The organism is Nocardia sp. NPDC004123, from assembly GCF_053603795.1.
Window position 1 is genome coordinate 283,528 of sequence record NZ_JBSGGG010000006.1, and the last position, 19,094, is coordinate 302,621.

General features: G+C 67.5%; 16 protein-coding genes, 1 tRNA gene and 1 pseudogene. 10 read left to right on the forward strand and 8 right to left on the reverse strand.

Translation table 11 applies throughout. The annotated features are described in order from the left end of the window. Positions 1 to 13 precede the first annotated feature (13 nt). Entirely contained in the window at positions 14 to 238 is a 225-nt protein-coding gene (locus ACWEQQ_RS11230; protein ID WP_452348100.1) for a hypothetical protein, read from the forward strand. 171 nt (positions 239 to 409) lie between these two features. Here the strand turns inward: ACWEQQ_RS11230 and ACWEQQ_RS11235 are convergent, their stop codons facing one another. Next, on the reverse strand, positions 410 to 832 hold the full coding sequence (locus tag ACWEQQ_RS11235) for a helix-turn-helix domain-containing protein (protein WP_452348101.1): 423 nt from the start codon (positions 830 to 832) through the stop codon (positions 410 to 412). 86 nt (positions 833 to 918) lie between these two features. Between ACWEQQ_RS11235 and ACWEQQ_RS11240 the strand changes: the two genes are divergently transcribed. Continuing rightward, positions 919 to 1,752, forward strand: coding sequence for a class I SAM-dependent methyltransferase (locus ACWEQQ_RS11240; protein ID WP_452348102.1), 834 nt, complete (start codon positions 919 to 921; stop codon positions 1,750 to 1,752). 51 nt (positions 1,753 to 1,803) lie between these two features. On the opposite strand, the gene ACWEQQ_RS11245 is transcribed toward ACWEQQ_RS11240, so the two are convergent. Next, complete coding sequence (locus ACWEQQ_RS11245) at positions 1,804 to 2,508, reverse strand: hypothetical protein (RefSeq protein WP_452348103.1); 705 nt, start codon at positions 2,506 to 2,508, stop codon at positions 1,804 to 1,806. 111 nt (positions 2,509 to 2,619) lie between these two features. Between ACWEQQ_RS11245 and ACWEQQ_RS11250 the strand changes: the two genes are divergently transcribed. Together ACWEQQ_RS11250 and ACWEQQ_RS11255 are read left to right on the forward strand one after the other, a co-directional pair. Then, complete coding sequence (locus tag ACWEQQ_RS11250) at positions 2,620 to 3,267, forward strand: cyclase family protein (protein WP_452348104.1); 648 nt, start codon at positions 2,620 to 2,622, stop codon at positions 3,265 to 3,267. 135 nt (positions 3,268 to 3,402) lie between these two features. Continuing rightward, positions 3,403 to 3,795 carry a hypothetical protein gene (locus tag ACWEQQ_RS11255; RefSeq protein ID WP_452348105.1) on the forward strand — a complete coding sequence of 131 codons (393 nt, stop codon included), beginning with the start codon at positions 3,403 to 3,405 and terminating at the stop codon, positions 3,793 to 3,795. 95 nt (positions 3,796 to 3,890) lie between these two features. Here ACWEQQ_RS11255 and ACWEQQ_RS11260 read toward each other — a convergent pair whose 3' ends face one another. After that, positions 3,891 to 5,093 carry a L,D-transpeptidase gene (locus ACWEQQ_RS11260; protein WP_452348106.1) on the reverse strand — a complete coding sequence of 401 codons (1,203 nt, stop codon included), beginning with the start codon at positions 5,091 to 5,093 and terminating at the stop codon, positions 3,891 to 3,893. 322 nt (positions 5,094 to 5,415) lie between these two features. Here ACWEQQ_RS11260 and ACWEQQ_RS11265 point away from each other — a divergent pair. Continuing rightward, a tRNA-Lys gene (locus tag ACWEQQ_RS11265) sits at positions 5,416 to 5,491 on the forward strand. 167 nt (positions 5,492 to 5,658) lie between these two features. Here ACWEQQ_RS11265 and ACWEQQ_RS11270 read toward each other — a convergent pair. After that, a pseudogene (locus ACWEQQ_RS11270) lies at positions 5,659 to 6,702 on the reverse strand (RNA polymerase sigma factor); the annotation flags it as partial. A gap of 389 nt (positions 6,703 to 7,091) precedes the next feature. Here ACWEQQ_RS11270 and ACWEQQ_RS11275 point away from each other — a divergent pair. Then, positions 7,092 to 7,301, forward strand: coding sequence for a cold-shock protein (locus tag ACWEQQ_RS11275; RefSeq protein WP_452344088.1), 210 nt, complete (start codon positions 7,092 to 7,094; stop codon positions 7,299 to 7,301). A gap of 343 nt (positions 7,302 to 7,644) precedes the next feature. On the opposite strand, the gene ppgK is transcribed toward ACWEQQ_RS11275, so the two are convergent. The 4 genes from ppgK to ACWEQQ_RS11295 all read right to left on the reverse strand — a co-directional run bounded on the left by ppgK (position 7,645) and on the right by ACWEQQ_RS11295 (position 13,979). Next, positions 7,645 to 8,493, reverse strand: coding sequence for a polyphosphate--glucose phosphotransferase (gene ppgK / locus ACWEQQ_RS11280; RefSeq protein WP_452348107.1), 849 nt, complete (start codon positions 8,491 to 8,493; stop codon positions 7,645 to 7,647). Between the two features lie 330 nt (positions 8,494 to 8,823). Next, the gene (locus tag ACWEQQ_RS11285; RefSeq protein WP_452348108.1) at positions 8,824 to 10,362 is read right to left on the reverse strand and encodes a flavin-containing monooxygenase; all 1,539 of its coding nucleotides are present in this window, start codon (positions 10,360 to 10,362) and stop codon (positions 8,824 to 8,826) included. Between the two features lie 48 nt (positions 10,363 to 10,410). Further along, positions 10,411 to 12,603, reverse strand: a complete 2,193-nt coding sequence (locus ACWEQQ_RS11290; protein WP_452348109.1) for an MMPL family transporter — start codon at positions 12,601 to 12,603, stop codon at positions 10,411 to 10,413. Between the two features lie 2 nt (positions 12,604 to 12,605). Next, complete coding sequence (locus tag ACWEQQ_RS11295) at positions 12,606 to 13,979, reverse strand: cytochrome P450 (protein ID WP_452348110.1); 1,374 nt, start codon at positions 13,977 to 13,979, stop codon at positions 12,606 to 12,608. Between the two features lie 392 nt (positions 13,980 to 14,371). On the opposite strand from ACWEQQ_RS11295, the gene ACWEQQ_RS11300 reads away from it, so the two are divergent. From ACWEQQ_RS11300 to ACWEQQ_RS11315, 4 genes are read left to right on the forward strand one after another with little or no spacing between them, the layout of a single operon-like run. Next, the gene (locus tag ACWEQQ_RS11300) at positions 14,372 to 15,412 is read left to right on the forward strand and encodes a 3-oxoacyl-ACP synthase III family protein (protein ID WP_452348111.1); all 1,041 of its coding nucleotides are present in this window, start codon (positions 14,372 to 14,374) and stop codon (positions 15,410 to 15,412) included. After that, positions 15,409 to 16,329 carry a hypothetical protein gene (locus ACWEQQ_RS11305; protein ID WP_452348112.1) on the forward strand — a complete coding sequence of 307 codons (921 nt, stop codon included), beginning with the start codon at positions 15,409 to 15,411 and terminating at the stop codon, positions 16,327 to 16,329. Before ACWEQQ_RS11300 ends, ACWEQQ_RS11305 begins: the two co-directional genes overlap by 4 nt. Further along, positions 16,326 to 18,044: a fatty acid CoA ligase family protein gene (locus ACWEQQ_RS11310; RefSeq protein ID WP_452348113.1), complete on the forward strand. Its 1,719-nt coding sequence runs from the start codon at positions 16,326 to 16,328 to the stop codon at positions 18,042 to 18,044. The genes ACWEQQ_RS11305 and ACWEQQ_RS11310 overlap by 4 nt, the downstream gene beginning before the upstream one ends. Beyond that, entirely contained in the window at positions 18,041 to 19,063 is a 1,023-nt protein-coding gene (locus ACWEQQ_RS11315; protein WP_452348114.1) for an NAD-dependent epimerase/dehydratase family protein, read from the forward strand. The genes ACWEQQ_RS11310 and ACWEQQ_RS11315 overlap by 4 nt, the downstream gene beginning before the upstream one ends. The last annotated feature ends 31 nt before the right edge of the window (positions 19,064 to 19,094 follow it).

The window sequence follows — 19,094 nt, forward strand, 5'->3', positions numbered from 1 at the left end:
CATATGACGGGACATGCCCGCCGAAAGTTACCGGCCCCCGGAAACATTGAGCGGCGATGGCGCGGGCCAGTTCCGGTGCGGAGGCATCGTTCAGCCGCCCGCCGGCCCAGGAGAACAGGGCGCTGAAGGTGAGCCCGCCGGCGGCGAGCGCACCGCCGATGGTGGCGATGGACGGACCGCGCAGTACCGGCTGGATCAGCCCGGCGGCAATGGCCAGCGCGGCGGACAACACCAGTAGCAACGGGCCGACATCGATGAGCCCGGCATGCGCGGTGGTGTAGGCCTGTCCGGGCTGCTGGTTCGCCTGGCCGCCGACCATGGACTGGCCCCGGGCGTGCATCCGGGCTACCAGACGGAGTGACGCCCGCGTGCCGTGGGATCGCTCAGATGCGGTGCGGCACAGCGGTTGTCACGGAGTCAGCGCGTCGATGGCGGCGATCCGGCCCGCCATGACCTCGCGCAGCAGGTGCCGGAAGGTCGGGCATTCCGCGTGACTCGGGGCCGGGCAGGCGGCGGCGTGCCGCAGGCCGTCGCGCACGGCGGTCAATTGCGTGATGGTGCGGTCCAATTCGTCCGCCTTGCCGAGGAGCACGGCACGGTCCACGCGCAGGTCGCCCTGGGGACCGAAGGCGACGACAATGTCGTCGAGGGAGAAACCGGCGGTGCGGCCCAGCGCGATCAGGGCCAGCTGTTCCAGCACGGATTCGTCGAACTGACGGCGGAGCCCACGCCGGCCGCTCGAGGCGATCAGGCCCCGCTCTTCGTAGTAGCGCAGTGTCGAGGCCGGGACGCCCGATCGGCGAACGACCTCGGCGATATCCAGACTGCTCACGGGATCACCTCGGAGCTTGACCTCCAGCCGACTTGAATTGGGACAGTGTAGCTCTCCGGCCCGTCCACCGACGAAGGACAGCGACCATGACGACACCGCTCGACAATGACCAATCCGCACGCTGGAACGGCGCTTCCGGCAATGCCTGGGTCGACGCCCAGGACCTCATCGCCCAGGTGATGCAACCGCTCCAGGACATCCTGGTGACACTGGCGCGCGACACCGGAGCCCGGGACGTCCTCGACGTCGGCTGCGGCACCGGCGGCACCACCCTCGCCCTCGCGCGGGAAACCGGCGCGCACTGCACCGGCGTCGACATCGCCGAACCGATGATCGCAGCCGCCCGCGCCAACGCCGAGCGAGCAGGCCTGCCCGTCGACTTCATTCGCGCCGACGCCCAGACCCAGCCCTTCGAGGCCGCCGCCTACGACCTCATCACCTCCCGGTTCGGGGTGATGTTCTTCGCCGACCCGGTCGCCGCCTTCACCAACCTGCGCCGAGCCACCCGGCCCGGCGGCCGGCTCGGGTGCATCGTCTGGCGCGATCCGGAGGCGAATCCGTTCTTCACCGCGGCCGAACGCGCCGCGGCGCCGCTGCTGTCGAATCTCGAACCCCGAATCCCCGGTTCACCAGGCCAATTCGCCCTCGCCGACCACGATCACGTGGCCGGGATGCTGGCGGCGAGCGGCTGGGCCGATATCGACATCCGCCCGCTCGATGTCGACTGTGTCATGCCCGAACCTGCGCTCGTCGGTTACCTCTCGCGGCTGGGACCGGTCGGCCTGGCGCTGCTCGAGGTGGACGAAGCCACCCGGCAGCGGGTCATCGAGACCGTGCGGGCGGCCTTCGAACCCTTCGTGCACGGCGACGAGGCCCGCTTCACCGCCGCCTGCTGGCTGCTCGACGCCCGGGCTCGCTGACCGGCCGCGACAGCTCCCTGACGCGGCCGGACCTCCGGAAACTGCCGGATCTCATCGCACTTCGCTGAGCAGCCACTGGTCGCGGGGCGTGCGGCGGCGCTCGCGGCGGCTGCCGACCCGGGGCCGCTTGGTGTACTGCGCGGGCTTGCTCTCCGCGGTCAGCTGGTGCCAGCCACTGCCGCCATTGATGTCGAACACACCGATGTATCCGCCGGGCAGCAGCTGGAACGGCGCGGTGATGTGGTTGCCGTAGTCGAACCGGGTGCTGCCCGCCTTGCGGAAGTTCTCGAACCAGGCGGGAAACACGAAGTCCGACACCTGGATTCCATTGATCGCGTACCCGTACTGGTCCGCCTCACAGGCGTCGGCGACCTCGTAGGCGTAGATGCGTCCGGCAGTGGCGCTGGAGAACGCGTAGGCGGCCAGGTTGATATCGGGGTCACCGAGCATCTCCAGCAGCTCGTGGCTGGCCGTGACCGTCCACTGCAGGCCGGCATCGATGTCGCTGCGCGCGAACACCTTTCCCATCGGCAGACCCTCATTGGTGAGGTCGTGATAGCCGAGCGCCCCGGCCTGATCGGAGTCGTCGGAGACCACCAGCCACCAGGCGCCGGCCGGAGGCTGCGCGCCGGTCGCCACGAAACTCAGGTCGGCGTCACTCCCCCACGCCGGGGCCCAATCCCGGTGCACCTGCGTCTGCAATGCCGGGACCACGGCAGAAACCTGCGCGTCGGTCAGTACGGTACTGCGGTTCAACACGGCAATATGTATGGCAGACATAGCGATTCTCGAATTCCTCATCGGCGACTGTATTCGATCTTGCTGACTGTCATCATCGCGTGAAATCCACAGGGAGGCAGGCGGAAAGTGCGCATCATCGATCTTTCGGTACCGATTCGGTCCGGTATGCAGGTGTATCCCGGCGATCCGGAGGTCACCATCCGGCCCGCGCTCACCGTGACCGCCGACGGGGTGAACGTGCTGCACCTGGATCTCGGATCGCAGACGGGCACGCATGTGGACGCGCCGCGACATATCGACGACTCGCTGCCGACGCTGGACGAGCTGCCGCTGGACCGGTTCACCGGTCCGGGCCTGGTCATCGACGCGCGGGCGGCCGGGGCGGGCGGGGCGATCGGGCGCGAGTACTTCGTGGACCGGGTGGCGGCGGGGCAGATCGTGCTGATCGCCACCGGCTGGTCGCGACACTGGGGCACCCACGCGTATGTGAACCATCCGCATCTGACCGTAGCGGCGGCCGAGTATCTGATCGCGGCGGGCGTGCGGACGGTCGGGATCGACGCGCTCAGTGTCGACCCGACGCCCACCGAGGAGATCCCGGTGCACCGGATTCTGTGTGGGGCGAACGCGGTCATCGCCGAGAATCTGACCGGATTGAGCGAGGTGCTCGCGGCGCAGCAGTCCGGGCAGCGGGTCGAGGTGTCGATGTTCCCGCTCAATCTGCCCGGTGCGGACGGCGCTCCGGTGCGGGCTGTGGCGCTTCTGGGCGACTGACCCAGCGCGTCTCGGAGTGTGACAGAAACACCAGTGTGTCGCACTTTGCGGCGCGGGTCACGCGATCTCCGTACACTGCTCTGGACACCGGGGAGTCGAGGCCCCGATCCATGCTCGATCCGAAGGACTTCGCACGTGAACCGCTATGCCGTAACCACTCTGCTAGCCGTTGCGGCCATTCTGCCCGCCGCGCCCGCCGCGTCCGCGGAGATCGTTCTCACCGACGCCTCGCAGACCACGACCACGCCCGGCACCACGACGACCACCCCGGGCACCACCACGCCGGGCACCACCACCACTCCGGGCACGACGACCGACCCGACCGCGGACAGCAACCCGATGGAGTCGGATGTCAATTTCGGGTCCTCCGCCATCAAGCTCGGCGGTGCGAGCGGTTCGGCGACCACGGGTTCGTCGAAGAACGGCTGTACCGTCGCCGGCAGCGCCGCGGCGCTCGCGGGCTACGCGGGACTGGGCTGCGGCAACCTCAATGGTGGCGGCGGCATCGGGCCGGGGACCATCGGCTGACCCGCCACCCCCGAGATCGAGCGCGTCCGAAGGGGCATCGGCGAACACGCTGATGCCCCTTCGCCGTGTCCGGGATCAGCGGCGGGCGTCGGGGATCAGCGGTTGTCGTCGGCGTTGCCGGCCTTCCACTGCTCCCACGGAATGTTCCAATCACCCAACCCGTCGAGACCCGACAGCGTGCCGCCGACGGTGTTCTTGACGATGGTGATGTCGCCGCGCTTGACGTTGTCGTACACCCACTTGGCGTCGGCCGGGCTCAGATTCAGGCAGCCGTGGCTGGTGTTGACCGAGCCCTGTGCGCCCACCGACCACGGGGCCGAGTGGAAGAAGATGCCGGAGTAGGAGATCCGCGTCGCCCAGTCGATCGGGGTGCGATAGCCGGCCGGCGAGTTCACCGGGACGCCGTAGGTGGAGGAATCCATGATGATCTTGTCGAACTTGTCGCCGACGATGTAGACGCCGTTGTCGGTGGGTGTGGAGTTCTTGCCCATCGAGGTCGGCATGGTCTTGATCACCTCGCCGTTGCGCTCGACGGTCACCATCTTGGTGTCGTCGTCGGCGGTGAAGACGGTGGCGTCGCCGACGGTGAAGCTGGAATGGATGTCACTGTCGCCGACCAGGCCGTTGCCGAGCTCCCGGCCGTAGGCGTTCACCGCGATGTCGACCTTGGTGCCCGGGGCCCAGAAGTTCTGCGGCCGCCAGCGCACCTCGCGATTGTTGACCCAGTAGAAAGCGCCCTCCACCGCGGGCGTGGTAGTGATCTTGATCGCCGCCTGGGCGGCCCGGCGATCCGGAATGTTCTCGTCGAACTGCACGGCCACCGGCTGGCCGATACCGACCACGTCGTTCTCCGCCGGCAACAGGTACGGGTGGGTGCGGTTATTGGGCGAGATAGTGGTGAAACTCATCGTCGAATTGGTCGCGCCGCCAAGGCCGATCGCATCGACGCTCAACCTGTAGGTGCGCCCGAACCCCAACTGCTCGGTCAGCCGCCACGAACGGCCGTCCGCCGCCAGCTCACCCGGGACCGGCCGGCCGTCCGGATTGGTCAGCGCCACGGTCGTGAGCCGGCCATCCTCCACCTGCAACGTCAGCTCCCCGGGCGACACCCCTTTGTCGCCGTCCTTCACCGGTGAGATCAGCTTCGGCTTCATGAGCTCGCCGATGGGATTGGAATCGATTGCCACCGTCGAGGATTGACCCTTACCCCCCGACGAGCACCCGACCAGCGCCAACGCCAGCACGGACACCATCACCCCGGCACCCAGCAGCCGACGCCGCCCCCGACCTTCACTCATCGCAACCCCGCTTCACATCTCGGTGCACAACCGGCCACCGCACAACTCCCGGCCCCGACCACGCCTGTTCGATCACCACCCCTATCCGACCGAGACCCCCGCCCTGGCAGTCACAACCACCCCGGCTTCCAACCAAGCGTCCGGCCCACAGGGGCTTCGTCCGAAACATCCGTGATCACCCCCGCCGCGTTAACAACTCCCCAACCCTCCACAAACCCGCAGCTCAGACACCCGATTTCACTTTCCGCACTCCACCCTGTTAATGTTCTTCTCGCACCGCAGAGCGGCCCAAGCGAAAGCCCAAGCCCCCTGGGAGTAACACGCGCCATTAGCTCAATTGGCAGAGCAGCTGACTCTTAATCAGCGGGTTCGGGGTTCGAGTCCCTGATGGCGCACCACGAAAGGCCCCTTCCAACAGCGAAACCGCTGAACGGGAGGGGCCTTTCTCATTGACGCTACACACCAACCGCTCCGATCAGACGCTGTTGCGTCGAGAGCCGTTCGGGCCCCGGGAAGTTCGGTATGGCCAGGGCCGGACAGCTGGGGAACAACAGAGGCCGACCGGTCAGTCGAGGTAGTCCTGCAGGGCCTGTGAGCGTGACGGATGGCGCAGCTTCGACATGGTCTTCGATTCGATCTGGCGGATTCGTTCACGCGTGACGCCGTAGACCTTCCCGATGTCGTCGAGGGTCCGGGGCTGCCCATCATTCAGGCCGTAGCGCAGGCGCATCACGCCTGCTTCTCGCGGGTGGAGCGTGTCGAGCACCGACTGCAATTGGCGCTGCAGCAGGGTGAACGACACGGCGTCGATCGCGACGACCGCATCGGTGTCCTGGATGAAGTCGCCGAGCTGGCTGTCACCCTCGTCGCCGATCGTCTGATCCAGTGAGATCGGTTCACGCGCGTACTGCCGGATCTCCAGGACCTTCTGGGGTGTGATGTCCAGTTCCTCCGCGAGCTCTTCGGGCGTGGCCTCGCGGCCCAATTGCTGCAGCAGCTCACGCTGGACGCGTCCGAGCTTGTTGATGATCTCCACAATGTGCACCGGGACGCGAATGGTGCGAGACTGGTCGGCCATGGCGCGACTGATCGCCTGACGAATCCACCACGTGGCATAGGTCGAGAATTTGAATCCCTTGCGGTAATCGAACTTTTCGACCGCACGAACGAGGCCCAGATTGCCTTCCTGGATCAGGTCGAGAAAGGCCATACCGCGCCCGGTGTACCTCTTGGCGATCGATACCACCAGCCGCAGATTCGCCTCGAGCAAGTGGTTCCTGGCCTTGACGCCGTCCTGCACGACCCAGGTCAGGTCGCGGCGACGCGCGGCGGTGATACCGGACCCCGATTCGAGCTCCTCGTGCAGCTTCTCCGCCGCATACAGTCCAACCTCGATCCGGATCGCCAGATCCACCTCTTCTTCCGCAGACAGCAGGGGAACACGGCCGATCTGCTTCAGGTACGCGCGCGTCGAATCCCCACCGGCCATGAGCGCGGCTTCCTTGCGCGCCCGTCGCAGTGCCGGGGACTCGCCGTCATCCCATTCAGAATCATCCCCGGCGCCACCTCGCACCACTGGGTCGACTTCGACCTCGAAGGTTGAATCCTCTTGCGGCGCATCGGTTTCGATGTTTACCGGAGTCGTATCGACATCCGATGAAGGTTGGTCGGTCGTTTCGTCGGCGGAGGTTGCCACATTCACCCTTTCGCGGGATCAGGGCGGCACCGCGATATGAGATCCGCAGAAGCCTTGGACGCCCTCGGCAATCACCGAAGCCACTGGCCAGTGTACCGGCCACCGGCCGGTACAGCGTGGCTGCAGCGTAGCTCGGGCAGGCAGTCGCCGGCCCTGATGCCGGTGCCGAGCGGCTGCATGCCGATGGATTTCCGCCGCGTCGGTGAGGGCCTTTGTATTCCGCCGTGTCCAGGCAATTCGGAAACAAGTCGGCCGGTAGGCTCGAGCTCTCCACTCGACTGACATGAAAGGGACTTGCGCTCATGGCAACAGGCACAGTGAAGTGGTTCAACGCCGACAAGGGATTCGGGTTCATCAACCAGGATGACGGCGGACCGGACGTCTTCGTGCACTTCAGCGCAATCCAGTCCAGCGGTTACAAGTCGCTCGAGGAGAACAACCGAGTCGAGTACAACGTTGTCCAGGGGCCGAAGGGGCCGCAGGCAGAGAACGTCATCGTCATCGAGCGATAGGTTTTCCCAGCGCACAATCCTCATGATCCCTGACCACCTGCTCGCGGCGGTCGTCGACGTCATCGCCGAGGTCGCCGCCATACGCGGGGCTTCATGAAGGGAGTTCCCTCGGTACCTGAGCTGCGCACATGACGGATACGCACGCCAACCACATCAAAATGGCGGGGCACCCAATAGCGGAGCGCCGCGGTCACCCGAACTCTCGATCCGCCGTTTCCCGTCGCGTCTGCGCAACCATCACCGAACTCATCGATGAATCCCGGGCCGAGAACCGGGTCGCCGTGCTGAGCATCCTCACGACGCCGTACCTCACGAGCCGGCCACCACGGCCGGGCCCCGCTGATCAAACCCAGCGACGACGACAGCTGCCGCCGAGCGGGCTGGTTGCGTGCGTTGGATCGGCATGCGCAGCCACGGCTGCCCCGACGATCCCCGCAGTGTTCTGCAACGCGGCGGCCACCACCGGCGTGCGGTTCTTCAGCAACGGAATCCATTTGTCGCCCTTGCGGCTGACCCCGCCACCAGCGATGAACAGGTCGGGCGCGATCGCGTTTTCGATGGCGACCAGCACCTTCGTCACCTCTGAGGCCCACCGCTTGTAGCTCCAGGCGTGTCTTTCCTTGACCGACGTGGCGCCCCGATGCTCGGCCTCCATTCCGCCGACCTCGATGTGACCGAATTCAGTGTTGGGCAACAACACCCCGTCATGGATCACCGCCGAACCGATGCCGGTGCCGAATGTCAGCAGCACGATGACGCCGTCATTGTCCTTGGCGGCGCCGAACTGGACTTCGGCCAATCCCGCCGCGTCGGCGTCATTGAGCAAGGTCACCGGCTGTCCGCCGAGTTCGGCGCTGATCACCTCTTGGGCGTTCATTCCGATCCAAGACTTGTCGAGGTGCGCGGCGGTACGGGCTACTCCGCCACTGACCACACCCGGATAGGTGACACCAAGCGGCGCGTCCCACTGGAAGTGCTTCACCACCTCGCGGATCGTATCGGCGAGAGCCTCCGGAGTAGCCGGCCGCGGGGTCGGGAGTTTGAAGCGGTCGCCGATCAGCCGCCCGGTGCCGAGATCGACGACGCCGCCCTTCACGCCGCTACCGCCCACGTCGATGCCGAAGCCCCAGCGATGTGGCCCAGCCCGGCTCGGCGTTTCGGTGACCGAAGCAGTGGTATCGGTCGTGGACACTCCGGTACGTGGCGGCGGCCCGGGGTCGGCTCGCCCCACAGATTCCGGGCTGGTCGTTACCGTGGGTTTCATCGAGTCCCCTGGTCACGAATCGGATATCGAGGCAGCGATATCAGGAGGCTGCCCGTATTTCCAACAAAAGGGCGCAAAGAGTTCATTCACAACGGCACTGCCCGCTTCGGGCACCCCGCTGAACGGACACGGCGTATGTCAGGGACATACCCCCAATATTGATGGTGCACATAACATCGAGCTTCTATTCTCTCCCTCGGACCGATATTCCTGCTACCTGCAAAAGCGGCCGGTCCCATTGCAGTCCGGCAGCGTATGTCAACAGCTTCGCCGGAGGTCCCCTGCGCTACCCGTCCGGCCGCGGCCGGTCTCCGTTGGTCGGAACCCGCGCTGCCAGTCCGCGAGGCGGAGGTGGCGGCGGTCGCGGCGGAGGGTCCAGGTGCCGCCCGGGTAGGTGAGGGTGTTGGTGCCCTCGGGGTCTACGAAGTAGCTGGTGCAACCGCCGGTGGACCAGATTCGGGTGCCGAGGAGAGTGCGGGCTCGCGATACCCAGGCGCGTTCGGCGGATGGCGCAGGGGTGTAGCGGGGGACGGCGTGGGTGTGCATGTGGGCGATGGTGCGCGCTATGAGGCGGGCGGTGGGTTCGATGGCCAGGAATTGGGAGGTGTGGGGCAGGGCGGTGTTGGGGCCGGTGACGGCGAAGAGGTTGGGGAGGCCCGCGAAGGCTATGCCGCGATAGGCCGTGAAGCCGTCCTCGGCGAATTTCTTTCGAGTGGACGTGGTTTCGGTGCGGAAGTCGGGGAAGCGGGCGATGGAGTCCTGGACGTGGAAGCCGGTGGCCCACACGATGGCGTCGACGTCGTGGTGGGCGCCGTCGGCGGTGCGCAGGCCGGTGGGGGTGATCTCGATGATCTTTTCGGTGACGAGGTCGACGGTGGGCCGGGCGAAGGCGGCGTAGTACTCGTCGGACACCATCGGGCGCTTGCAGCCGAAGCGGTAGTCGGGGACCAGCTTTCGGCGAACTTCGGGATCGGGCACCTGATGCCGCAAGGCGGCCAGGCAGATTCGCTCGTAGAGTCGCACCAGGCGGGGGTGGAACTCGGCGAAGTGCAGCGCCTCCAGAACGGCGAAGACGAAGCCGCGGGCGGCGAGTCGCAGCGGTGGGATGTGGCGGAACAGGGTGCGGACCGCCGGCGGGATGGGGCGATCGCCGCGGGGCAGCACCCAGGCGGCGGTGCGCTGGAACGACACCACCCCTCCGGCCGTGCGCGCCAGGGCGGGCACGATCTGCACGGCGCTCGCGCCCGCACCGACCACGGCGATACGCTTGCCGGCCGGCTCGAAGTCCCGATCCCAGGCGCTCGAATGCATTTGCGGGCCGGTGAATTCGGTGCGGCCCGGGATGTCGGGAATGGCGGCGGTGTGCAGTGAGAAGTACCCCATGACGACAGCACGCGCCCGCACCGTCCGGCCGTCGCTCAGCCGGATCACCCATTCCGCGGCGGCTTCGTCGAAATCCGCATCGGCCACTTCGCTGTTCAGCTGCACGTGCCGTCGCAGGTCGAAGCGATCCACCACCGACTCGGTGTATGCGCGCAGCTCGGGCTGGGGCGCGTAGAGGCGCGTCCACTCCGTATTCGGTGCGAACGAATACGAATACAGCACCGAGGGCACATCGACCGCGCATCCGGGATAGACATTGTCCCGCCAGGCGCCGCCGATGGCATCGGCCCGCTCGAGCATGACGAAGTCGTCCATGCCGAGGCGGCGGAGATTGATCGCCACAGCCAGACCGCTGAATCCGGTGCCGATGATGGCAACGTCGTAACGGTCGGGGCCGGAGGAGGACTCGGACATGCGGGCACCTCGGTTCGTGAATGAAAAGTAGTGATGGGCGGCGAATCGTCAGGCGGAGACGGTCGCGACTTCGGCGGGCGCGGCGCCGCTCTCACGGAGTCCGAATCGGGTGTGCAAGCGGCGCAGTGGTCGCGGAGCCCACCAGGTCCAGCGTCCGCCCAGGCGCAGCGTCGCGGGGAGCAGGAATCCGCGCACCACGGTGGCGTCGGCCAGCACCGCCAGCGGCAGCCCGATGCCGAATGCCTTCATGAAGGTGATGTCGGAGGCGAGGAAGCCCAGGAACACGATGGAGATGAGGACCGCGGCCGCGGTGACGATGCGGCCGATCCGCTCCAGCCCGATCGCGACCGAAGCCGTTGCATCCCCGGTGTTCTCGTACTCCTCACGGATGCGGGCCAGCAGGAAGACCTGATAGTCCATGGCCAGCCCGAAGGCGACGGCGAACAGCATGACCGGCACCACCGCCGACAGGTCGCCCGTGGGGGTGAACCCGAGCAGCCCGGACAGCCTGCCCTCTTGGAAGATCCACACCAGTGCGCCGAAGGTGGCGGTCAGGCTCAGCACGCTCAGGATCAGGGCCAGCACCGGCACCAGCACGCTGCCCGTCAGCAGGAACAGCAGCAGCGCCATGGCGATGACCACAAAGCCGAGCGCGAAGGGCGCTCGCGCGGTCAGGGCGTGGATGGCGTCCATATTGGCCGCGTCCACCCCGCCGACCAGCGCCCGCGACGGTGCGGGGGTGGCGCGGACGGCGCGGATGACGGCGTCCACCGTCCGCGGGTCCGTGGTGGTGGGCACCACGGAAAGGTAAGCGGCATCTTCGGTTTCGAACCGGTGATGGGCGGTGGTGGCGGGTATCGCGAGCGCGCCCCTGACGTAGCTGCCCGTCGCGGTATCCACGTGTGCGACATCGTCGAGCGACGACAGCGCCACGGCGTACTCGGCGACCCCGGTCTTGCTGTCCGGCAGCACCACGAGCAGTCCGCTGAGTTCGGCCGCATCGAACTCGCGCTGTACCGTCTCGGCCACCTGCCGCGCGAACGACCCCGCCGGCATGGACCGATAGTCGGGAAAACCGGGGTGGAAGCGCAGGAACGGCAGCCCCAGGGCGAGCAGCAACGCCACCGTGACGGTGGCCACCGGAATCGGCCGCCGCATGACCATGGTCGCGAGCCGATGCCAGAAGCCCTGGTCCAGCGCGCGGGAGTCACTGCCGGACCTCCGTTTCCGGCCGATCCGGAACCTGTCGATGCGGTCGCCCGCCACCAGCAGAATCGCCGGCAAGACCGTCAGCGAGACCACGGCGGCGGTGAGCGCCACGGCGATCCCGGCATACCCGATCGACCGCACCGCCAGCAGCGGGAAGATCAGCATGGACGACAGCGCGACGGCCACGGTCAGCGCGGAGAAGGCCACGGTCCGCCCCGCGGACCCCATGGTCGCGACCAGCGCCGCGCGCGGATCGGCGGCCGTGGCGAGCTCCTCGCGATACCGGTTGACGATCAGCAGGCTGTAGTCGATCGCCAGGCCCAGCCCGAGCAGTGAGGCCACATTGGTTGCGGTGGAGGACAATTCGGTGAACTCGGCCAGCAGCCAGAGCACACCCATGGTGAGCATGGTGGTGACGGTTCCGGTGATCAGCGGTAGCGCCGCGCCCACCACGGTCCCGAAGACCACGAGCAGCGCGATCAGAGTCAGCGGAAACGCCACGGCCTCACCGGCGGCCACGTCCTTCTGCCCCTGCTGCACGGTTTCGTGCATCATCATGGCGTACCCGCCGACCCGGACCTCGATCCCGTCGTGCGTACCGCCGAATTCCGGTGCCAGATCGGCGATCCGGTGGTCGATCCGCATCTCATCGCCCATGATCGTCGCGACGACGAGGCCCTGACGGCCGGTCTTGTCGCGCAGCGCGGGCAGGTGCCCCGAGGTCCAGTACGACATCACCCCGGAGACATCGGACTCGGCCTGCAGATGCCGCACAAGCTCCGTTGCGGCACGCGTGGATTCGGCATCATCGATGGTCCGGCCGGCGTCCACGAGCAACACCAGGTTCGGCGCGCCCTGCCCGAAGCGGTCCCGCAGCGCATCGGCGGCCCTGCTGGATTCCGCACTCGGGTCGAAGTAACCGCCACCCTGCAGCTTGCCGAACAGCGTGGTGCTCGCCAGCCCGGCGAGCACCGCCAGCACCCCGGCGACGACCAGCACCGCACGATGCCTGCGCACTACGAATCGCACCACGGTCAGCGCGCCTCCGCCCGCATGAGCAGCTTCTCCGGATGCACCAGCGCGCCGATCACGGTCTCCCGCACCGGAATACCCGGCACCGGCCGCAGCCGCCAGCGGGCGCAGATGGTCGCGACCTGCAGGGCGATCTCGGTGAGCGCGAACACGTTTCCGGGGCACTGCCGAGCGCCCATGCCGAATGGGATGTGCGCGCCCTTGGACATGCCCGCCATCCGCTCGGGCAGCCACCGGTCCGGATCGAAACGCTGCGGATCAGGATGCACGACGGGATCTCGGTGCACTGCCACCGGACAGACGAAAAGCATACTGCCACCCGGGATTTCGATATCTCCGAGGGTGTACGGGGTGGGCACGTGCCGGACCGTCAGCCACGGCGAATACTTGCGCAGCGTCTCGAGCACAATGCGCTTGGTGATCTCGAGCTCGGCCAGGTCGCCGAACTCCGCGGCCCGCGGGTCCCCCTGCCTGCCCAATACGGCGTCCACCTCGGCGTGCAGCGCGGCCTCCACCTCGGGATTCTGCCCGAGCTCGTGGAACACCCAGGCCAGCGTCGCCCCGATGGCCTCGGTGCCGCCGACCAGGAAGTTGATCAGCTCGTCGTGCACCTGGGAGTCGGTGAGCGCACCCCCGGATTCGTCGCGGGCCTTGAGCAGCGTGTCGAGCAGATCACCGTGATCGAGGTCCGGATCCGCGGCGAGTTCGGCGCGGTACGCGGCGATGATGGTGCCGGTAGCGGCCTTCATCTCCACCACCAGGCGGTCGAACCGGCGATTGCCGGGCAGCGGCAGCCGGTCGATCCAGGCGGGCCGGGTGACGCGCCGGGAGAGCAGGGTCATGACCGGCGGCAGCAGGCGGTGGATGTGTTCGGCTGTCTCGGAACCGAGTTCGCCGGTGAACAGCGATCCGGCCACGGTGCGCAGCGCCAGGTCGTGCATCTGCTCGTTGACCGCGAGGAAATCACCGTTGCGCCAGGACGCGGCGCGCTCCGCCCCGAGCCGGGTCATGACCGCCGCGTAGCGCGCGATCCGGGACTTCGCGAAGGCGGGTGCGATCATGCGCCGTTCGCGCCGATGCCGCTGGCCCTGGAGCACGGTCACGCCCTCACCGAGCAGCGCCTCGGCGCGTTCGATCATCAGACCCTGGTCCGACAGCGCCACGAACGCCTCGCGGACCAGCTCGGGATCGGTGACGACGTAGGTGTCGTAGCCGGGAATCCGCACGCGCACAACCGGTCCCACCGACGAGAGCGTGGACAGGAATCGGTAGGGCCGGCGGCCGAACCGCGGCCAGTGGCCGAGCAGCGGGATCGCGCCGGGCGCGATGGGCGCCGCGCGATGCGCGATCGGCGTAACGGTGGCGGTGGATGTCATCGCGAAGGTGCTCCAAATCTGGCGGGCCGGATCGCGCGACGACGCGCGGACTCTTGGTAATTGCGGGCGATGGCCCGACTGTCGATTGCCGGAAGGGTGCCGGTCTCGGCCAGCGTAACCAGGAATTCCATGCCGTCGCAACCGGACCTTCGTCTTTGTCTCCGGAGCCAAAATCCATTGTCGCTATTGGTTTTCCGGGAGCAGTCGCATTCGATATGACAACGCCTCCGGGTGATGTCTGTCGCTCTCGGGACCGAGTTTCCTTGACACCGTATGGCGCCCGTCTCTAGCGTCCGTGGAATCCGAACCGAGCCACTGTTCGCCTCGTTCGATTCACATGGACGGCCCACTCGCCGGTTCCATCCATCCCATTACGATCGGGAGTCACGATTGTGAGTGCCGCGCGCCTCGGTGCGCTGGGAGCCGCTCTCCCCCAGCGCGAATACACCACCGACGAAGTACTGGCCCGAATGTCGAGCGGCGGGCAATTCGAAGTCGAGCGGATCACCGGAATCCGCACCCGGCGCATGGTCGACCGGTCCGCGGACGAGGACAGCCTCTCGCTCGGCGCACGCGCCGCGCAGGACTGCCTGGCGCGCTCGCGGTACGAGGCCACCGACCTCGATGTGATCATCAGCGCCGGCACCACGGTGCACGACGGGTTCCACATGGTGTTCGAGCCCGCCGCCGCCCACGAGATCGCCCGCCGGATCGGCGCGGACCATGCCATGGGCTACGACGTCGTCAATGCCTGCGGTGGCACGATGACCGCGATCTTCCTGCTGGAGAACATGATTCGCGCCGGTCTGGTGCGCACCGGCATGGTGGTGACGGCGGAGATCATCTCCCCGGTCACCGAGGGCGCACTCGCCGAGGCGAAGGACGCGCGCGATCTGCAGTTCCCGGCGCTCACCCTGGCCGACGCCGCCGTCGCGGTGATCGTGGACCGTGCCGAGGACGAACACGACCGCATCCACTACGTGGACATGATCACCTGCGCCGAGTTCTCGCCGCTGTGTATCGCCAAGCCCAGCGACGCCTCCGAGAACATGATCATGCTGACCGACAATATGACCATGCAGGCGGCCCCCCGCCGGGAAACCTGGGCGAAACTGCATCGCGATCGGCTCGTCAAACGCGGCACCACCTTCGCCGACGAGAAGTTCGATTTCATCGTCTTCCATCAACTCGGGGTGGCCTTCACCGAGAAGCTGGCCGAATCCGGCGCCAAGATCCACGAGGCGGAAATGCCCCAGCGGCTGGCGACGGTGCACAAATACGCGAATACCGGTGCCAGCACGCATTTCCTCGCGATATACGACTACATATCGCGGGGCGAAATACCGAAGGGTTCCAAGATCTGCGTGGTGCCGACCGCCTCCGGAATGATCTTCGGCGTCATGTCGGCCACTCTCGATTCTCTGGTGGGATGAGCATGTCTGTTGTCATCGAACAATCCGCGATCAGCGCCGCCCCGGCCACCGCGGGATCCATCGACCATGCCGTGGCCGCGGGCCGGGAATGCCTGGAGCGGGCCGGAATCGAGCCCGGCGATATCGACGTGCTGGTCAATGTCGGCGTCTATCGGGACGGCAATGTGGTCGAGCCCGCGAACTCCGCGCTCATCCAGCTCGGGCTGCGCATGCACCTGGACTACGAGGCGGGATCGGGCCGCTCCACCTTCTCGTTCGACCTGCGCAATGGCGCATGCGGGGTGCTGAACGCCGTACACGCCGCGACCGCGCTGCTGGCCAATGGCACCGCGCAACGGGTGCTAGTCGTCGGCAGTGATGCGCATCCGGGCGGAATCGCCCACCGGCCGAACGACTTCCGGTACGCGACCGTCGGCTCGGCCTGGCTGCTGAGCAAGGGGGTGGATCGGGAGACGGGTTTCGGCCCGCTACGTATTTCCCCGGTAAGCGGCCGGGCGGCGGGCTCGAATCCGGGCGTCGCCGGGTATCTGGACCTGAAGGCCATGGGAAGCGCTGGGCAGCAGACGATTACGGTTGAGATCGCGCCGGACTACGACACGGTGATCACCGCGACGGCGGCCGACACGCTGCGCGGCTACCTGGCCGATCAGCCCGAAATCGACACGGGCAATAGCATTCTGGTCACCAATAACCCGGTGCCCGGACTCGCGAGCGGCCTCGCGGAGGAATTCGGATTCGCCCGCGGCTACCAGGCGATGACCGGCGACCGCGACGCCGGCAGCTCGGGCCTGGCCATTGCCTACCATCAACTTCGGGAGCAGGGCGCGCTGACGCCGGGCGCCGAACTGGTATTCCTGGCGGCGGGTTCGGGTCCGATGGCCGGGTGCGTGAGCTACCGAGTGGAAGGGGCCGCGTGAATCCGGTACTCGACGATCCGGATCTGCTGCTGGCGCGCCAGATCGAGAAGTACGCCGGATTGCCCGCCGTCAGCTATCGGACCCGGCCGCTGGGCGGCGCGGGCGGCGTCGGCGTCAGCGCCGCCTTCGACGCGCTGACCTTCGCCGACCTCGGCGAGCGGATCGACGCCTACGCGCGGGCCTTCACCGAGATCGGAATCACCAAGGGCGTCAAGACGATTGTGATGGTCCGGCCGGACCCGGATCTGTTCGCGGTGATCTTCGCGCTGTTCCGGGTGGGCGCGGTACCGGTGGTCGTGGACCCGGGCATGGGCGTGAATCGCATGCTGCACTGCTTCCGCAGTGTCGGCGCACAGGCGTTCATCGGCATTCCGGAGGCCCACCTGATCCGCATCGCCGCGCGTCGCACCTTCCGCTCGGTGCGGGTGCACGTCACGGCGGGCGCTCGCTCCTATTGGGGCGGTTACACACTGGCGCAGCTGGCCGAGCGCGGCCGCGCGGGCGACCCGGTCGCGGTCGCCCACGCGCCCGGGGATCTGCTGATGATCGCGTTCACCACCGGCAGCACGGGCCCTGCCAAGGGGGTGGAGTTCACCCGCGCGGGCTTCGCCGCCTCGCTGCGGGTGGTCACCGATCTGCACGATCGCGCGGACGGTTTCGTCTCACTGGCGACAGTGCCGCTGTTCGGGCTGTTCGATCTGATGCAGGGCGCGCACGTGGTGCTCGGGCCGGTGGATCCGGTGAAGGTGTCCCAGGCCGATCCCGCGCTGCTGGTCGAGGTGGCCCGCGCCTTCCGGATCACCGATCTGACCGCCTCGCCCGCCCTGCTGGGCCCCCTCGGCGCCTATCTGGACCGAACCGGAATAGAGCTGCCCAGCCTCACCACGGTCATTTCGATGGGTGCGCCCGCGAACCTGGAGGCGCTGGTCGCGGTACGCAACGCGCTCGGACCGCGGGCCCGGGTCTTCACCACCTACGGTGCGACCGAGGCGCTTCCGCTGACCACCCTGGAGTGGTCGGAACTCGAAACGCTGCGGGAGCGGACCCGGGACGGGGCCGGAACCTGCGTGGGACGGGCACTGCCGGAGTCCGACAGTGATACCCGAGTGCGGATCATTCGCATCACCGATGACGAAATACCGTTCTGGACAGACGATTTGGAGGTCGCGCCGGGCGAGATCGGTGAGATCGCCGCCGCCGGACCCCAGGTCAGCCAGCGCTACCACGACAACCCGGCCGCCGATGCGCGCGCCAAGATCGACGAACGGCTACCCGACGGCACGCTGCGCCGCTGGCACCGCATCGGCGACCTCGCCTGGCGGGACACCGACGACCGACTGTGGTTCTGCGGCCGCATCTCCCAGCGGGTACGCACCAGCGCCGGGGACCTGTTCACCGTGCAGTGCGAACAGATCTTCAATACCCACCCGGATGTCCACCGCACTGCGCTGGTCGGCGTCGGCCGGGCCGGTGCGCAGGTGCCGGTGCTCTGCTACGAGCCGCGCGTGGGCGTCGATCGTGGCGCGGGCCCCCGCATCGAGCGGGAATTGCGGCGACTGGCCGAGTCCCACGAGATCACCACGCCGATCCGCACCTTCCTGCGGCACGACGGCTTCCCGGTCGACATCCGGCACAACGCCAAGATCGGCCGCGAGGTGCTGTCGGAGTGGGCCGGCGCCCGCCTCGGCTACGACAGTGAAGGAGAACAGCGATGAAAGTCCTCGTCACCGGCGGCACCGGATTCCTCGGCAGCCACATCGTCGACCAGGCCCTGGCCGCGGGCGACCAGGTGCGCGTACTCGCCCGCCCCACCGCCGATCTCGGCTATCTGCGCTCGCTGCCCGAGGTCGAGATCGTGCACGGCGACCTCGGCGACCCGGAGTCGCTCACCGCGGCCTGCAAGGGCGTGGAGGTGGTGCACCACAGCGCCGGCCGGGTGGCCGAGACCGGCCACCGCCACCAGTTCTGGGAGGCCAATGTCGAGGGCACCCGGCGGCTCATGGATGCCGCGCGGCGCGCCGGCTCGGGCCGTTTCGTCTTCGTCAGCAGCCCGAGTGTGGCCACCGAATACGATCGCGAGCGGTTCGGCATCGACGAGTCCGAACCCTATGTGCGCAACCCGAAGAGCTACTACGTCGAGACCAAGGCGATCGCCGAGCGTGAGGTGCTGGCGGCGAACGGGCCCGACTTCACCACCTGCGCGCTGCGTCCCCGGATGATCTGGGGGCCGCGCTCCGGCGGCTGGATGACGCTGCTGTTGAACAAGATTCGCTCCGGCCGCCTACCCGATCTGTCGGGCGGCAAGCCGGTGCTGGTGTCGATCACCTACTGCGAGCATGCCGCTCGCGCGTGCGTGCAGGCGTCGCGGTCCGACGCGGTGGCCGGGAAGCCCTATTTCCTGGCCGACGCCGAGGACGTCGACCTGTGGGACTTCGCCCGCGATCTGGCGAGGGCCTTCGACCTGACACCGCCGACCCGGACCATTCCGAAACCGGTGCTGGACGGCATCATCGCGGTCTTCGACACCGTCTGGAGGATCCCCGGGCTGCAGTCGCGCGTCGCGCCCCCGCTGTCCAGCTGGACGGTCGCGGCGCTCACGGTGTCGAGCACCTACGACACCGGCGCGGCCCGGCGCGATTTCGGCTATGCCCCCATGATTTCCCTGCGCGACGGGCTGGATCGCTATGTGGCGTGGGCGGAATCGATCGGCGGACTGTCCGCACTGCCGTCCTGATTTCCCCTGCTGTCCTGGTCTGCTCACACCA

Excerpts from the sequence above, each read along its gene's own strand:
- ACWEQQ_RS11230 (WP_452348100.1), top strand. The coding sequence starts at position 14 with ATGCCCGCCGAAAGTTACCGGCCCCCGGAAACATTGAGCGGCGATGGC.
- ACWEQQ_RS11240 (WP_452348102.1), top strand. The coding sequence starts at position 919 with ATGACGACACCGCTCGACAATGACCAATCCGCACGCTGGAACGGCGCT.
- ACWEQQ_RS11260 (WP_452348106.1), bottom strand. The coding sequence starts at position 5,093 with ATGAGTGAAGGTCGGGGGCGGCGTCGGCTGCTGGGTGCCGGGGTGATG.
- ACWEQQ_RS11275 (WP_452344088.1), top strand. The coding sequence starts at position 7,092 with ATGGCAACAGGCACAGTGAAGTGGTTCAACGCCGACAAGGGATTCGGG.
- ACWEQQ_RS11285 (WP_452348108.1), bottom strand. The coding sequence starts at position 10,362 with ATGTCCGAGTCCTCCTCCGGCCCCGACCGTTACGACGTTGCCATCATC.
- ACWEQQ_RS11295 (WP_452348110.1), bottom strand. The coding sequence starts at position 13,979 with ATGACATCCACCGCCACCGTTACGCCGATCGCGCATCGCGCGGCGCCC.
- ACWEQQ_RS11305 (WP_452348112.1), top strand. The coding sequence starts at position 15,409 with ATGAGCATGTCTGTTGTCATCGAACAATCCGCGATCAGCGCCGCCCCG.
- ACWEQQ_RS11315 (WP_452348114.1), top strand. The coding sequence starts at position 18,041 with ATGAAAGTCCTCGTCACCGGCGGCACCGGATTCCTCGGCAGCCACATC.